The organism is Agrobacterium sp. 22094, from assembly GCF_052046015.1.
Taxonomy (GTDB): Bacteria; Pseudomonadota; Alphaproteobacteria; order Rhizobiales; family Rhizobiaceae; genus Agrobacterium; species Agrobacterium cavarae.
The window spans coordinates 2,493,029-2,508,368 of sequence record NZ_JBQEPX010000001.1; the positions used below are offsets into that span (position 1 = coordinate 2,493,029).

Below are 15,340 nucleotides of genomic sequence, written 5' to 3' on the forward strand. Positions count from 1 at the left end.
GCTGGGTACTTGAGGGCAACGATAGACCTTTTTGCCGTGTCGCGCTATCCATGCTTCCCATGAAAAAAGGCGATCATCTCTTCCTCGTGGACGGCTCCGGTTTCATTTTCCGCGCCTTCCATGCCATCCCTCCGCTCAACCGCAAATCCGATGGATTGCCGGTCAATGCCGTGTCCGGCTTCTGCAACATGCTGTGGAAGCTGTTGAGGGATGCGCGCAATACAGATGTGGGGGTGACGCCAACGCATTTCGCGGTGATCTTCGACTATTCGTCCAAGACCTTCCGCAACGAGCTCTACGACCTCTACAAGGCCAATCGCTCGGCACCGCCGGAAGATCTCGTTCCGCAATTCGGTCTGATCCGCCACGCCACCCGCGCCTTCAACCTGCCCTGCATCGAGACCGAAGGCTTCGAGGCCGACGATATCATCGCCACCTATGCCCGCCAGGCGGAAGCAATCGGTGCGGATGTCACCATCATCTCCTCCGATAAGGATCTGATGCAGCTCGTCACGCCCAATGTGCATATGTACGACGCGATGAAGGACAAGCAGATCGGCGTGCCGGACGTCATCGAAAAATGGGGTGTACCGCCGGAAAAGATGATCGACCTGCAGGCGATGACCGGCGATTCCACCGACAATATCCCGGGCATTCCCGGTATCGGGCCGAAGACGGCAGCGCAGCTGCTGGAAGAATATGGCAACCTCGATACGCTGTTGGAGCGCGCAGGCGAAATCAAGCAGCAGAAACGCCGGGAAAACATCATTGCCAATGCGGAACTGGCGCGCCTCTCCCGCCAGCTCGTTTCGCTCCGCACCGATGTGCCGCTGGAACTTGCGCTGGATGCGCTGACACTTGAAGTCCAGGACGGCCCGAAGCTGATTGCCTTCCTGAAAGCGATGGAATTTACCACGCTCACACGCCGCGTCGCGGAAGCGACAGGTGCAGACGCATCGGCCATCGAACCCGCCCATGTTCCGGTCGAGCGTGGCGTAGAGGCCCACGGGCCCGATCTCGATGCTGGCACCGATACGGTCGGCGATGCTCCATCAGCTGCGCTTGGCGAAGCGTCGGTGGCGGATGTCGGCGCGGTTCTCTCCAAGACCGAAGGCGATACGCCACAGGAGCTTGCCTCGGCACGCGAGACGATCTTTGCCGCCGCCAAGATCGATACGACCGCCTACCAGACAATCCGCTCGATCGAGGAACTGGATCGCTGGGTCGCCATGGCGCGCGAGACCGGCGTCGTTGCCTTCGATACCGAAACGACCTCGCTCGACCCGATGACGGCGGAGCTTGTCGGCTTTTCGCTTGCGATTGCCGATAACAGCAAGAATGCCAGCGGCTCGGACATTATCGCAGCCTATGTACCGCTCACCCACAAGACCGGCTCTGGCGGCGATCTCTTCAGCGACGGCATCAAGCTGGCGCCGGACCAGATCCCCTTCGATCTTGCGCTTTCGCGGCTGAAAGACCTGCTGGAAGATCCGGCCGTTTTGAAAGTGGCGCAGAACCTCAAATATGACTACCTGCTGGTCAAGCGGCTCGGCATCGTCATGCAGAGCTATGACGACACGATGCTGCTCTCCTACGTGCTGGAAGCCGGCAAAGGCGCGCATGGCATGGATGCGCTTTCCGAGCGCTGGCTTGGTCACAAGCCGATCGCCTACAAGGATGTTGCAGGCTCCGGAAAATCCGGCGTCACCTTCGACTTCGTCGATATCGACAAGGCAACGGCCTACGCTGCCGAAGATGCCGATGTGACGCTGCGCCTGTGGATGGTGCTGAAACCCCGCCTCGTCGCCGACCGTCTGACCACCGTCTATGAGCGACTGGAACGACCACTGGTGCCAGTGCTCGCCCATATGGAGGAGCGCGGCATATCCGTCGACCGGCAAATCCTGTCGCGGCTTTCCGGCGAGCTGGCGCAGAAGGCTGCCGCCTTCGAGGACGAGATCTACGAACTGGCGGGCGAAAAATTCAATATCGGTTCGCCCAAGCAGCTGGGCGATATTCTGTTTGGCAAGATGGGGCTGCCCGGCGGTTCCAAGACGAAGACCGGACAGTGGTCAACCTCCGCCTCCGTGCTGGAAGATCTTGCCGCTGAAGGCATGGAGCTACCGCGCAAGATCGTTGACTGGCGCCAGCTGACCAAGCTGAAATCGACCTATACGGATGCGCTGCCCGGCTATATCCATGCCGACACCAAGCGCGTCCACACCTCCTACTCGCTGGCATCGACCACGACGGGTCGCCTTTCCTCGTCGGAACCGAACCTTCAGAATATCCCGGTGCGCACGGCGGAAGGGCGCAAGATCAGAACGGCCTTCGTTTCCACGCCCGGCAACAAGCTTCTTTCGGCCGACTACAGCCAGATCGAACTGCGCGTGCTGGCGCATGTCGCCGATATCCCGCAGTTGAGAAATGCCTTCGAGAACGGCATCGATATTCATGCGATGACAGCATCGGAGATGTTCGGTGTGCCGGTGGAAGGCATGCCATCGGAAGTGCGTCGCCGCGCCAAGGCGATCAATTTCGGCATCATCTACGGCATTTCGTCTTTCGGTCTTGCCAATCAGCTCAGCATCGGCCGCTCTGAAGCGGGTGAGTATATCAAGAAATACTTCGAGCGCTTCCCCGGCATTCGCGACTATATGGAAAACACGAAGGCCTATGCCCGCGAGCATGGCTATGTCGAGACCATCTTCGGCCGCCGCATTCACTACCCGGAAATCAAGTCGTCCAACCCGTCGGTAAGGGCATTCAACGAGCGCGCAGCGATCAATGCGCCGATCCAGGGGTCTGCGGCCGATATTATCCGCCGGGCGATGATCCGCATGGAACCGGCACTAGAGCAGGCGAAACTCTCCGCCCGCATGCTGCTTCAGGTGCATGACGAACTGATCTTCGAGGTCGAAGACAGCGAAATCGAAAAGACGCTGCCTGTGGTCGTCTCCATCATGGAAAACGCCGCCATGCCGGCCATCGACATGAGGGTGCCGCTCCAGGTGGATGCCCGGGCCGCCAGCAACTGGGACGAGGCGCACTAAAGCGCCGTGCGTCCTATTGGACACAGGAAGGCCGCTCTAACTTTTTGAACCGAAAATCGGGTCCGATTTTCGGGCCGATGCTGTAACCTTTCGAATGTCATGTGCCTGTCGCCCATAAGGCGTAGGGGAAGGCTTCTATCAAGGAGCCCTCCCATGCACGCCCCGTTCGTTTCGCCACAACTTTCCGCCTTCTCGACCACCCATCATACCGCACCGCCCCGGCATCTGGGAACGCGCTATTCTCCCGAGGGAGAATTTCTGCCTGAGCCGGGCAATACGGTCGTCTGCCATCTGGTCGAAGGTTCGCCGTCTCAACAGGCGGTCATTGCCGCCCGTCAGCGGCTTCTCGATATGCCCGAGGCTTCGACCCACCTCGCCTTCACACCCGTCTCCAGTCTGCACATGACGGTGTTTCAGGGCATCATCGAGCATCGCCGCACCTGGCCGTACTGGCCGAAGGAGATGCCGGAAGACAGCACGATCGACGCGATGACGGCCTACTACCGTGAGCGCCTCGCCGAATTTCCGAAGCTGCCAGCCTTCAACATGCAGGCAACATCGGTCACGCCGCTTGGCCTGATCCTGAAAGGGGTAACCGAGGTGGATGACAGGATCATCGCCGCATGGCGCGACGCCTTTGCCGAGGCCTTCGGTTATCGTCATCCCGATCACGAGACTTACGAATTCCACATTACATTTGCCTATGCCCGCCGTTGGTTCGAGCCGGAGTGCCTGCCACGCTGGCAGGCGATGCTGGATGACTGCCTTCAAGAATTGCGTGCGTCAGCGCCGGTCATCGAAATGCGCCCGCCAGCCTTCTGTGCATTTGCCGACATGAACCACTTTGAGGAGTTGCTTGTCTTCGATCCCATCTGATATGGATGGGTCGGACGGATGCCGATTTTCGATTGCGTCGGTATCTCGCGAAAAAATGTGCGTCGGGGCTGGTCAAAGCCCCGCAGGGCATGTATAAGCGCGCCAAATTTCCGATATCGAGACATGCGACATTCGGCCTATGGTTCTGGCCGGTTCCCGTGTTTCGCCGCTTCAGTGGAGTAACACAAATGGCAGTTCCTAAAAGAAAAACGAGCCCGTCCAAGCGCGGTATGCGCCGTTCGGCAGACGCCCTCAAGGCAGCAACCTACGTCGAAGACAAGAACTCCGGCGAACTGCGTCGCCCGCACCACATCGACCTGAAGACAGGCATGTATCGCGGACGTCAGGTTCTGACGCCGAAGGAAAGCGCATAATCAGCGCTTCTTGATGCGATTGCATGACGAACGAGCCGGCCTTTGGGTCGGCTTTTTTGTTGCCTTCTGCTGCCGTCGCAATGCCGCTTGGAAAAAAACGAACCCGCACTTACTATCCTCAGTAGGAGGACGGTTTTTTACAGCATGTCGCGCAAAGGTGGTCGCCGGTTTTGCGGCAGCGACATGCGACAGAGAAAACCGTCAGGTGGAGGGGTTTGAGTGAGATATCGATGGGTCGGCATCCTTTTGCTTTGCCTTGGTCTGTGCGGCTTTGCCTTCACCAAGGGTCGGGAACTGCTTGCCGAGAGTTATCTCAACGAGGCTGCCGAACAGGGTGGAACGACGTTACGGCTCGCGGTCTCTGCCCTTGGCGGGCATCTGAGCCGCTACGAGCCACTTCCCGCACTGATGGCCGACCACGACGATATCGAGGAGTTGGTTGCCCATCCAGAGGATCAGCGCCTCAGGCAGCGCGCCAACATTTATCTGAAGTCGATCAACGACCTTTTGAAGTCCTCGGACATCTACATCATGACGCTGGACGGCGAGACGATTGCCGCCAGCAATTATGATGGCCCGGCAAGTTTCATCGGGCAGAATTTCAGCTATCGCCCGTATTTCCAGGATGCGGCCAAGGGCCTTCAGTCGCGCTTCTTCGCGCTTGGGACTACCTCACACAAGCGCGGCTATTATTTCGCCTCTCCCATCCTGTTCAACGACGTCATCAAAGGCGTCATCGTGTTCAAGGTGGATATCGAAGGCATCGAGGCCTCCTTCGGTACCGGCGAAAATCGCATCGTCGTCACCGATCCGGAAGGCATCATCTTCATGACCGGCGTGCCGCAATGGCTCTATTCGGCGATCCTGCCGCTGACGCCCGATAGAATTGCCAGAACCGAAGCCTCGCGCCGCTATGCGGATGCCAAGCTCAGCCAGTTGCCGGTGACCGAAGGCATCTTTGGCAGTCATCGGTTGATGACGATCCGTGAAGGGCAACAGGACAGGGAATATCTCGTCCTTTCTCAACCCATGCCGGAAGCGGGCTGGACGGTGAATGTGCTGATGGATACCGGCTCGGTGCGCACGCAGGTGCAGACGACGATGCTGGCGGCCCTGCTCTGCTTTGGCCTGGCAGGCGCGCTGCTTGCGGCCATGCTGCAAAGACGCAGGCGTCTGCAGGACCGACTGGTGCATCAGGCCGAAGCCCAGGCAGAGCTGGAGCGGCGGGTGGAGGAACGCACCGCAGACCTGGCGCGGGTGAACCGCGACATCAAGCGGGAGATTGCCGAACGCCGCCAGACGGAAAAGCAGCTGCGAAAAACGCAGAAGGATCTGATCCAGGCCGGCAAGCTTGCAGCCCTTGGCCAGATGTCGGCCGCCCTTTCCCACGAGTTCAACCAGCCACTTGCCGCTGCCAAGACCTATGCCGAAAGTGCGTCACTGCTGATCGAGCGCGGGCGCGTGGAGGAGGCAAGCTCCAATCTCTTCCGCATCTCCGCCCTGATCGACAGAATGGCTTCGATCAGCAGGCATCTTCGCAACTTCGCCCGCAAGCCCAATGAGCATGTCGGCCCTGTTCCGCTCGACACGGTGGTGGCCGATACGCTCGAAATCGTCAGCGCCCGGTTGAAGGCGGCGGATGCGCAATTGCATGTGGCGCTTGGACCGGAGACGCTTTTCGTCAAGGCCGGGCCGGTGCGTCTGCAGCAGGTACTCGTCAACATCATCTCCAATGCCGCCGATGCGGTGGAGGGGCTGGACGACCGGCGTATCGATCTCACCGCGCAAAAGAGCGACAACAAGGTGATCGTTTCGGTGCGCGATCGTGGCCCCGGCGTGCCGCCCGCGATCATGGAGCGCATCTTCGACCCGTTCTTTTCGACGAAAGGCGTCGGCAAGGGTCTGGGTCTTGGCTTGTCGATTTCCTATAATATCGTCAAGGATTTTGGCGGGCGACTTGTCGTCACCAATCTGGAGGACGGCGGCGCGCGATTCGATATTGAACTCGACGCAGAAACACCGATGGAGATGGCCGCGGAATGAGCGTGTCCCGCGTATTGCTGATCGATGACGAAGAGGATTTGCGCCTTTCCACAGCCCAGGCGCTTGAGCTTGCAGGCCTCGATGTCGTGACCATCGACAATGCCGACCATGTCTTCGAACTGATTGGCTACAGTTTCGACGGCGTGATCGTCAGCGATATCCGCATGCCCGGCATCGACGGCATGAGTCTGCTGCAGAAGGTGCGGGAGCTGGATGCCGAAATTCCAGTGATCCTCGTGACCGGCCATGGCGATGTGCAGCTTGCGGTCAGCGCCATGCGCAACGGTGCTTACGACTTTATCGAAAAACCCTTCAGCATCCAGTACCTCGCCGGCATCATCAAACGCGCCATGGATCGGCGTTCTCTGGTGCTGGAAAATCGGCGCCTGCGCGCGGTTGCCGGAAAGCGCGACGATCTGGAAACGCGCCTGCCAGGTCGCACACAGGTGATGGTCGATCTGCGCTACCGTATCCGTGCCATAGGAGCCGCGGATGCCGATACGCTGATCATCGGCGACACGGGGGCCGGCAAGGAAGTGGTGGCGCGGGCGCTGCATGATGTCAGCGCGCGTGCCGACCGTCCCTTCGTCGCCATCAATTGCGCCGCCCTTCCCCAGCATCTGATCGAGAGCGAACTCTTCGGCCACGAGGCAGGTGCCTTTCCAGGGGCGCTGAGGGCACGCTACGGCAAGTTCGAGCATGCGCGCGGTGGCACCATCCTGCTCGACGAGATCGGCTCCATGCCGCCCGATATGCAGGGCAAGCTGCTGCGCGTGCTTCAGGAGCGCACCATCACGCGGCTTGGCTCCAACGAGACCGTGGAACTCGATGTTCGCTTCATTGCCACCAGCAAGACGGACCTGGCGCATGAGGCCCTTGCCGGGCGCTTCCGCCAGGATCTTCTCTATCGTCTGAACGTCGCCACGATCCATGTCCCGTCGCTTGCACAACGGCAAAGCGATATTCCCCTGCTTTTCCTGCATCTCGTAAGAGAAGCCGCAGCGCGCTATGGCCGCGACGACATGGAGGTGCCCTCCAGCATCATTTCATCGCTGGCGATGCGCGAGTGGCCAGGCAATGTGCGTGAGCTGAGAAACGAAGCGGACCGGTTCGTTCTTGGACTGGACGGTCGCTCCGGCGAAGGGCAGCAAAGCGATCCGCTTGCTGGTCATGGGCTCTCCGCCAAGGTGGCGGAGTTTGAGAAAGGCATCATCGCAAGAACAATCGCGACCCATAAAGGCAATCTGAAAGCCGTCTACGAGACGCTCGGAATATCGCGCAAGACGCTCTATGAAAAGATGCAAAAATACGCACTAACAAAGCATGCCCCCACCGATGAAGACATGACAAGCTCCTGAGTTCTGTTCTCTATTATTATCATGGGTAGGAATCCACCCACGCCGCGACGGCAATGTTTCGGATTCCACCCATCCGGGCCTTTAGCCGACACTCTTTTAACGATTTGTTTTCTTCCCTCGATTGCGTGAAGCGCGATCTCGACTGCAAATGATCTCACCCCGGCGAGCGCAGAGGAGTGCGTCTCGTCGCTGAGGCCATATTCATCGGGAGGAAAAGATGAAACTTCTGAAATCCGTCACGGGTGCAGTCGCTGCCGCCGCCGTATCGCTCTTTGCGCTTTCCGCAGCCGCACAGGATTATCCTGGCCGCAACATCACCATGGTCGTGCCGTTCTCTGCAGGCGGTCCGACGGACACCGTGGCACGTCTCGTTGCTGAATCGATGTCCAAGGATCTCGGCCAGCAGATCATCGTCGAAAATGTCGGCGGCGCTGGCGGCACGCTCGGCGCAGGTCGCGTGGCATCTGCCGATCCGGATGGTTACACCATCCTTCTGCATCACATCGGCATGGCCACCAGCGATACTCTCTACCGCAAGCTGGCCTACAAGACGCTCGACGCCTTCGACTATGTCGGCCTCGTGACCGAAGTTCCGATGACGATCCTGTCGCGCAAGAACCTAGAAACCAACGACCTCAAGGGCCTGATCGACTATGCCAAGGCGAACAAGGACAAGGTGACGGTTGCCAATGCCGGCATCGGCGCTGCCTCTCACCTGTGCGGCATGCTGTTCATGAGCGCCATCGAAACGCCGCTCGTCACCGTTCCGTACAAGGGAACGGGTCCTGCCATGACCGACCTTCTCGGCGGCCAGGTCGACATCATGTGCGACCAGACCACCAACACCACCAAGCAGATCCAGGGCGGCACCGTGAAGGCTTACGCGGTCACCACGCCTCAGCGTCTGAGCGTCCTGCCGAACGTGCCGACCGCAACGGAAGCCGGCCTGCCCAACTTCGAAGTTGGTATTTGGCACGGCATCTACACACCGAAGGGCACGCCTGCGGCTGTGAATGAGCGTTTGTCCAAGGCGCTTCAGGTGGCCCTGAAGGATCAGAACGTTGCCGCACGTTTTGCCGAACTCGGTACCACGCCTTCGCCGGAAGCAGATGCGACGCCAGCCGCGCTCAAGGCCAAGCTTGAAAGCGAAATTGCTCGCTGGAAGCCTGTGATCGAATCTGCCGGCCAATACGCCGACTAATCCTGCTTCAAGGCCGGGGATGACGTATGTCGTCCCCGGTTTCGCCTTGCAGACGACAGTTATCCTTGAAGACCTTACATCGAACTCTACAGACATCGGGCCAAAGGCGGCACCGATGCACAGGCGGGGACGACCATGAAATCAGTTAGTTTCGATGCCACAGAAGCCATCTGCGGCGCAATTTTCATCTGCCTCGGCATTTTCTTTGCCTGGCAAGCCTATGATCTGGATCTGGGAACGACATTTCGCATGGGGCCAGGCTATTTTCCGCTCGTCCTGTCCTTGATCCTCATATTGCTCGGCGGCGTCATTTTTCTTCGCGCCGGCAAGGTTGCAAACGAGCCGATGACCTCCATCGCTTGGCGGGGCATCTTCTTCATCCTTCCCGCACCGATCTTCTTCGGCCTGACGGTGCGTGGGCTGGGGTTCGTGCCATCGCTGTTTCTCAGTGCGCTGATTGCGTCCTTTGCATCGCACAAGATGAAACCGATGATGGCCGTGCTTCTCTCGGCTGCCATCACGGTGTTTTCGGTTCTCGTCTTCAATTACGGTCTCGGCCTGCCTTTCCAGCGCTTTGGCCCCTGGCTCAACTTCTGAGGTCGCGTCATGGAACTCTTCGATAATCTGGCGCTTGGCTTTTACACGGCCTCCACGCTTCATAACCTGTTCTTCTGCCTGATCGGCGTGCTTCTCGGAACGCTGATCGGCGTTCTGCCGGGTATCGGCGCCACGGCAACCATTGCCATGCTGTTGCCGATCACCTTCCAGTTGGAGCCCGTCTCCTCGCTGATCATGCTGGCCGGCATTTATTACGGCGCGCAATATGGCGGCTCGACCACGGCGATCCTGATCAACATGCCGGGCGAGTCCTCATCCGCCGTGACGGCCATCGACGGTTACCAGATGGCGCGCAAGGGCAAGGCTGGTGCAGCTCTTGCAATCGCTGCCATTGGCTCATTTTTTGCCGGCACTGTTGCGACCTTCCTCGTAGCGGTCTTCGCTCCTCCACTGACATCGATTGCTCTCGAGTTCGGCGCAGCGGAATATTTCTCGCTGATGGTCGTTGGTCTCGTCTCGTCCATCGCACTGGCACATGGCTCCATCGTCAAGGCGCTCGCCATGGTCGTGCTCGGCCTGCTGCTCGGCCTCGTCGGTACCGACATCTATAGCGGCACGCCGCGCTTCACGCTCGGCATTCGCGAATATGCCGATGGCCTGAACTTCGTCGCTGTTGCCGTTGGTGTTTTCGGTATCGCCGAAATCCTGCGCAATCTGGAAGACGAGCGCACCCGTACCGTGCTGATGGCCAAGGTTTCCGGCCTTCTGCCAACCAAGGACGACTTCAAGAAGATGGTGGGGCCGGTCCTGCGCGGTACGGCCATCGGGTCCGCACTCGGCATCCTGCCGGGTGGCGGGGCCATCCTCGCGGCCTTTGCCTCCTATACGGTGGAAAAGCGCGTCTCGAAGAACCCGGAAGAATTCGGCCATGGCGCAATCGCCGGCGTGGCCGGTCCGGAATCGGCCAACAATGCCGGTGCTCAGACCTCCTTCATCCCGCTTCTGACCCTTGGAATTCCAGCCAATCCGGTCATGGCGCTGATGGTGGGTGCAATGATCATCCAGGGTATCGTTCCAGGCCCGAATGTTGCGACTGAACAGCCAGCGCTCTTCTGGGGTATCATCGCCTCCATGTGGATCGGCAACCTGATGCTGGTGGTGTTGAACCTGCCGCTCATCGGGCTCTGGGTCAAGCTTCTGACGATCCCTTACTACGTGCTCTTCCCGATCATCATGGCCTTCTGCGCCATCGGGGTTTACAGCGTTAACTCCAACGTCTTCGATCTCTATGCCGTCGCTTTCTTCGGCTTTATCGGTTACGCCTTGGTGAAACTGCGCTGCGAACCGGCACCGCTGCTGCTCGGCTTCGTGCTTGGGCCGCTCCTGGAAGAGAACCTGCGCCGCGCCATGATCCTGTCGCGTGGCGATCCGAGCACCTTCGTCACCCGGCCGATCAGCGCCACGCTGCTTCTGATCGCCGTGCTGGTTCTCGTTGTCGTTTTCCTACCGAGCGTCAAGAAGAAACGCGAAGAGGTTTTCCAGGACGAAGGCTGACACAGGCTCACGATTTTCATCACACCATCAAAGGCCGGGCACCATGTGTCCGGCCTTTGTCTTGTTTATGCTTTATAAAACTGCGAAAGCAGCGTGAGTGATAACGGAGGTCTTCATGGCAGATCACAACGAAGCGCGGATCGTCGCTTTGGAAGAGACGGTGGCATATCAGGCCAAGACGATCGAGGAGCTGTCCGATCAGTTGGCACAGCAGTGGAAGGTCGTCGAGCAGACCCGTGCGAAGCTCGATCGTCTCACCGAGCGGTTCTTGAGCCTTGAGGAGCAGTCGCTCGACGCGCCAGCCATAACCAAGCCGCCGCATTACTGATAGCCTCGGTGCGCGCCAGCGCAGACCAAGATATTGAGGAGCTGAGATGACAGAAATCGCGATACCGACGCCAGCCGCCGAGGTCCTGTCCTTCTGGAACGAGGCAGGCCCGGAAAAATGGTTTGAGAAGAACGCCCATTTCGACAGTTCCTTCCATGCCCGCTTTCACGATCTGCACTTCGCGGCGGCACGTCAGGAGTTAACCGACTGGCTGAATGCGCCAGAAAGCAGCCTTGCCCTCCTCCTTCTCCTCGACCAGTTTCCCCGCAACTGTTTCCGAGGCACGGCGCATATGTATGCGACCGATCCGCTGGCGCTCCATTATGCCCGCGACGCGATTTCGCGCGGCCATGATGAGACGATCAATCCCGAACTGCGGATTTTCTTCTACCTGCCCTTCATGCATTCCGAAGAGCTGGCTGACCAGGAGCTTTGCTGCGAGCTTTGCGAGCCTCTTGGCGAACGCTACCTGCCTTTCGCGATCGAACACCGCGATATCGTCGCGCGCTTTGGCCGCTTCCCGCACCGCAACGACATCCTGCTTCGCGAGACGACGGCTGAAGAGCGCGCCTTCCTTGCCGAAGGCGGGTTTGCAGGCTGATCAACAAAAACGCCGCCAATCCAGATGGATGGCGGCGTTAGAAGACTTGTGGGCTGAAGGCGGCGTCAGCCGTCGAAAAATTCCTTCATCCGAGCAAAGAAGCCCGTCGATTCCGGATTGTTGTCCTTCGATGAGATTTCCTCGAACTCCTGCAAGAGTTCGCGCTGACGCTTGGTCAGCTTCTGCGGCGTCTCGATCTGGATCTGGATATAGAGATCACCCGTCTGCGCCGAGCGCAGAACCGGCATGCCCTTGCCCTTCAATCGGAACTGCTTGCCTGGCTGCGTGCCTTCCGGCACGGTGACGCGCGACTTCGTTCCGTCCAGCGTCGTGACATCGAAGGTGCCACCGAGCGCCGCCGTCGTCATCGAGATCGGCACCGCGCAATAGAGGTCGGCGCCATCGCGCTGGAAGAATTCGTGCGGACGCACCGACAAGAAGATGTAGAGATCTCCCGAAGGACCGCCCCGCATGCCCGCTTCACCCTCGCCCTGCAGACGAATACGCGTTCCGTCCTCGATACCGGCCGGGATATTGACCGACAGCGACCGCTCTTCCGTTACACGGCCCTGGCCGTGGCACTTGGTGCAGGGATCGGTAATCGTCTGGCCGCGGCCATGGCAGGTCGGGCAGGTGCGCTCGACCGAGAAGAACCCTTGCGCGGCACGCACGCGTCCCGAACCCTGGCAGGTGCCACAGGTCTTGGGGCTCGTACCCGGTTTCGCGCCGGAACCGGAACAGACATCGCAGGTTATGGATGTCGGCACGCGGATCTGCGCCGTCTTGCCGGTGAAGGCTTCTTCAAGCGAGATTTCCATATTGTAGCGGAGATCGGCACCGCGTTCGCGACCGCCCGACGACCGGCGCGCACGACCGCCACCCATCATCTCGCCGAATATGTCTTCGAAGATGTCGGAGAAGCCGCCGCTGGCAAAACCACCGCCGGCGCCACCGCCACCCATGCCACCATGCTCGAAAGCTGCGTGGCCAAAGCGATCGTAAGCCGCCCGCTTTTGTGGGTCCTTCAGTGTTTCGTAGGCTTCGTTGATTTCCTTGAACTTCTTCTCGGATTCAGCGTCATCGGGATTCTTGTCCGGATGATACTTCATCGCAAGTTTGCGGAAGGCGCTCTTCAGCTCCTTTTCATCGGCGGATCTGCTCACGCCCAATGTCTCGTAAAAGTCTGCTTTCGCCATGAAGATAACACACCCCGAAATGGATTTCCGGCTGCACGAGGCAGCCGGAGTCAGTCTCATTTACCCAAGTTCAAGAGCAAGAACCACACTTAAGCGGACTTCTTGTCGTCCTTGATTTCCTCATAGTCGGCGTCGACCACACCATCGTCCTTGACGCCTGCGCCGCCTTCACCGGCTTCCGCCTGCTGGGCTTCGTAGATGGCCTGACCGAGCTTCATGGACACTTCCATGAGGGTCTGGGTCTTCGCCTGGATGTCATCTGCATCCGGCTCGGATGCTTCGACAGCCGTCTTGAGGGCAGCGATGGCATCTTCAATCGCCTTGCGGTCAGTTTCGGAAACCTTGTCACCATACTCCTGAACCGACTTCTCGGTGGAGTGAATCAGGCTTTCCGCCTGGTTCTTGGCTTCTACGCCCGCACGACGCTTCTTGTCGGCTTCAGCATTGGCTTCCGCATCCTTGACCATCTTCTCGATGTCGGCGTCGGAGAGACCACCAGATGCCTGGATACGAATCTGCTGCTCCTTGCCGGTGCCCTTGTCCTTGGCCGAAACCTGGACAATGCCGTTCGCGTCAATATCGAAGGTCACTTCGATCTGCGGAACGCCACGGGGAGATGGCGGCAGGCCAACGAGGTCGAACTGGCCGAGCAGCTTGTTGTCGGCTGCCATTTCGCGCTCACCCTGCGAGACGCGGATGGTCACGGCAGACTGGTTGTCTTCGGCGGTCGAGAAGGTCTGGCTCTTCTTCGTCGGGATCGTCGTGTTACGGTCGATCAGACGGGTGAAGACGCCGCCCAGCGTTTCGATGCCGAGAGACAGCGGGGTTACGTCGAGAAGCAGAACGTCCTTGACGTCGCCCTGCAGAACGCCTGCCTGGATGGCAGCGCCCATGGCAACCACTTCGTCCGGGTTGACGCCCTTATGGGGTTCCTTGCCGAACAGCTGCTTGACGACTTCCTGCACCTTCGGCATGCGGCTCATACCACCGACCAGAACGACTTCGTCGATCTCGGAAGCGGACACGCCTGCATCCTTCAGCGCTGCCTTGCACGGCGCTACAGTGCGCTGAACCAGGTCATCAACCAGGCTTTCGAACTTGGCGCGCGTCAGCTTTAGCGTCAGGTGCTTCGGACCGGAAGCATCTGCCGTGATAAAGGGCAGGTTGATTTCGGTCTGCTGCGAAGACGACAGCTCGATCTTTGCCTTTTCGGCAGCTTCCTTGAGGCGCTGCAGAGCCAGCTTGTCGGACTTCAGGTCGATGCCGTTGTCCTTCTTGAATTCGGCTGCGAGGTACTCGACCAGACGCATGTCGAAGTCTTCACCGCCGAGGAAGGTATCACCATTGGTGGACTTCACTTCGAAGACGCCATCGCCGATTTCCAGGATGGAGATATCGAAGGTACCACCACCAAGGTCGTACACGGCAATCGTCTTGCCTTCCTTCTTGTCGAGACCATAGGCAAGCGCGGCAGCTGTCGGCTCGTTGATGATGCGCAGCACATCAAGACCAGCGATGCGGCCTGCATCCTTGGTGGCCTGACGCTGGGCATCGTTGAAGTATGCCGGAACGGTGATAACAGCCTTTTCGACCTTTTCACCGAGATAGGATTCAGCGGTTTCCTTCATCTTCTGAAGGATCATCGCGGAGATCTGCGATGGGGAATAACCCTTGCCCTGCGCTTGTACCCAAGCGTCGCCATTGTCACCCTTGACGATGTCGAAGGGGACCAGGCCCTTGTCCTTCTCAACGGTCGGATCGTCGTAACGACGGCCGATGAGGCGCTTTACCGCAAACAGGGTATTGGTCGGGTTGGTGACGGCCTGGCGCTTTGCAGGCTGACCGACCAGACGTTCGCCATCATCGCTGAACGCGACCATGGAAGGGGTGGTGCGCGCGCCTTCCGCGTTTTCGATTACTTTGATGTCCTTGCCGTCCATCACTGCGACGCAGGAATTGGTCGTGCCAAGGTCAATGCCGATTACTTTTGCCATTTTCTTCTCTCCTTGAAGCGAGTCATCGGAACCCCGGGAGGCATTCCACTGACGACTCCTTGACTTGGATGGTCTTGCCTTTTTGTCAGCATTTCTGCTGGTATGCGGCGTATATAAGGAGCGAATTTTCTTGCTGCAAGGCGAATGGCGTCAGCGAAGGCAGCAAAAAGAAAGATTTGCTGAACTTCTTCATCAAGCTTCTAA

At 59.1% G+C, this 15,340-nt stretch carries 12 protein-coding genes; 10 read left to right on the forward strand and 2 right to left on the reverse strand.

The genetic code is table 11. The features are described from left to right. Positions 1 to 59 precede the first annotated feature (59 nt). From polA to ACTJK5_RS12225, 10 genes are all read left to right on the forward strand, one after another. Positions 60 to 3,053, forward strand: a complete 2,994-nt coding sequence (gene polA / locus ACTJK5_RS12180; protein WP_440612605.1) for a DNA polymerase I — start codon at positions 60 to 62, stop codon at positions 3,051 to 3,053. A gap of 153 nt (positions 3,054 to 3,206) precedes the next feature. Further along, positions 3,207 to 3,929: a DUF1868 domain-containing protein gene (locus ACTJK5_RS12185; protein ID WP_440612510.1), complete on the forward strand. Its 723-nt coding sequence runs from the start codon at positions 3,207 to 3,209 to the stop codon at positions 3,927 to 3,929. Between the two features lie 188 nt (positions 3,930 to 4,117). Beyond that, a complete protein-coding gene (gene rpmF / locus ACTJK5_RS12190; protein WP_016556742.1) occupies positions 4,118 to 4,303 on the forward strand; it encodes a 50S ribosomal protein L32 in 186 nt (61 codons plus the stop codon). 219 nt (positions 4,304 to 4,522) lie between these two features. Continuing rightward, positions 4,523 to 6,346 carry a sensor histidine kinase gene (locus ACTJK5_RS12195; RefSeq protein ID WP_440612511.1) on the forward strand — a complete coding sequence of 608 codons (1,824 nt, stop codon included), beginning with the start codon at positions 4,523 to 4,525 and terminating at the stop codon, positions 6,344 to 6,346. Beyond that, positions 6,343 to 7,704, forward strand: coding sequence for a sigma-54-dependent transcriptional regulator (locus tag ACTJK5_RS12200; protein WP_112955379.1), 1,362 nt, complete (start codon positions 6,343 to 6,345; stop codon positions 7,702 to 7,704). The genes ACTJK5_RS12195 and ACTJK5_RS12200 overlap by 4 nt, the downstream gene beginning before the upstream one ends. A 217-nt stretch (positions 7,705 to 7,921) precedes the next feature. Continuing rightward, positions 7,922 to 8,905 carry a tripartite tricarboxylate transporter substrate-binding protein gene (locus ACTJK5_RS12205; RefSeq protein WP_062427228.1) on the forward strand — a complete coding sequence of 328 codons (984 nt, stop codon included), beginning with the start codon at positions 7,922 to 7,924 and terminating at the stop codon, positions 8,903 to 8,905. Positions 8,906 to 9,040: 135 nt separating this feature from the next. Further along, complete coding sequence (locus ACTJK5_RS12210; protein ID WP_062427229.1) at positions 9,041 to 9,502, forward strand: tripartite tricarboxylate transporter TctB family protein; 462 nt, start codon at positions 9,041 to 9,043, stop codon at positions 9,500 to 9,502. A gap of 9 nt (positions 9,503 to 9,511) precedes the next feature. Further along, on the forward strand, positions 9,512 to 11,017 hold the full coding sequence (locus ACTJK5_RS12215; RefSeq protein WP_062427230.1) for a tripartite tricarboxylate transporter permease: 1,506 nt from the start codon (positions 9,512 to 9,514) through the stop codon (positions 11,015 to 11,017). A 115-nt stretch (positions 11,018 to 11,132) separates the two neighbouring features. Then, positions 11,133 to 11,345, forward strand: coding sequence for a SlyX family protein (locus ACTJK5_RS12220; RefSeq protein WP_440612512.1), 213 nt, complete (start codon positions 11,133 to 11,135; stop codon positions 11,343 to 11,345). 46 nt (positions 11,346 to 11,391) lie between these two features. Further along, positions 11,392 to 11,946, forward strand: a complete 555-nt coding sequence (locus ACTJK5_RS12225; protein WP_440612513.1) for a DUF924 family protein — start codon at positions 11,392 to 11,394, stop codon at positions 11,944 to 11,946. A 65-nt stretch (positions 11,947 to 12,011) separates the two neighbouring features. Here ACTJK5_RS12225 and dnaJ read toward each other — a convergent pair whose 3' ends face one another. Further along, positions 12,012 to 13,142 carry a molecular chaperone DnaJ gene (gene dnaJ / locus ACTJK5_RS12230; protein ID WP_438371030.1) on the reverse strand — a complete coding sequence of 377 codons (1,131 nt, stop codon included), beginning with the start codon at positions 13,140 to 13,142 and terminating at the stop codon, positions 12,012 to 12,014. Between the two features lie 89 nt (positions 13,143 to 13,231). Next, positions 13,232 to 15,136, reverse strand: a complete 1,905-nt coding sequence (gene dnaK / locus ACTJK5_RS12235; RefSeq protein ID WP_438371029.1) for a molecular chaperone DnaK — start codon at positions 15,134 to 15,136, stop codon at positions 13,232 to 13,234. Between the last annotated feature and the right edge of the window lie 204 nt (positions 15,137 to 15,340).

Excerpts from the sequence above, each read along its gene's own strand:
- polA (WP_440612605.1), top strand. The coding sequence starts at position 60 with ATGAAAAAAGGCGATCATCTCTTCCTCGTGGACGGCTCCGGTTTCATT.
- ACTJK5_RS12225 (WP_440612513.1), top strand. The coding sequence starts at position 11,392 with ATGACAGAAATCGCGATACCGACGCCAGCCGCCGAGGTCCTGTCCTTC.
- ACTJK5_RS12220 (WP_440612512.1), top strand. The coding sequence starts at position 11,133 with ATGGCAGATCACAACGAAGCGCGGATCGTCGCTTTGGAAGAGACGGTG.
- ACTJK5_RS12210 (WP_062427229.1), top strand. The coding sequence starts at position 9,041 with ATGAAATCAGTTAGTTTCGATGCCACAGAAGCCATCTGCGGCGCAATT.
- ACTJK5_RS12215 (WP_062427230.1), top strand. The coding sequence starts at position 9,512 with ATGGAACTCTTCGATAATCTGGCGCTTGGCTTTTACACGGCCTCCACG.
- dnaK (WP_438371029.1), bottom strand. The coding sequence starts at position 15,136 with ATGGCAAAAGTAATCGGCATTGACCTTGGCACGACCAATTCCTGCGTC.
- rpmF (WP_016556742.1), top strand. The coding sequence starts at position 4,118 with ATGGCAGTTCCTAAAAGAAAAACGAGCCCGTCCAAGCGCGGTATGCGC.
- ACTJK5_RS12185 (WP_440612510.1), top strand. The coding sequence starts at position 3,207 with ATGCACGCCCCGTTCGTTTCGCCACAACTTTCCGCCTTCTCGACCACC.
- ACTJK5_RS12200 (WP_112955379.1), top strand. The coding sequence starts at position 6,343 with ATGAGCGTGTCCCGCGTATTGCTGATCGATGACGAAGAGGATTTGCGC.
- ACTJK5_RS12205 (WP_062427228.1), top strand. The coding sequence starts at position 7,922 with ATGAAACTTCTGAAATCCGTCACGGGTGCAGTCGCTGCCGCCGCCGTA.
- dnaJ (WP_438371030.1), bottom strand. The coding sequence starts at position 13,142 with ATGGCGAAAGCAGACTTTTACGAGACATTGGGCGTGAGCAGATCCGCC.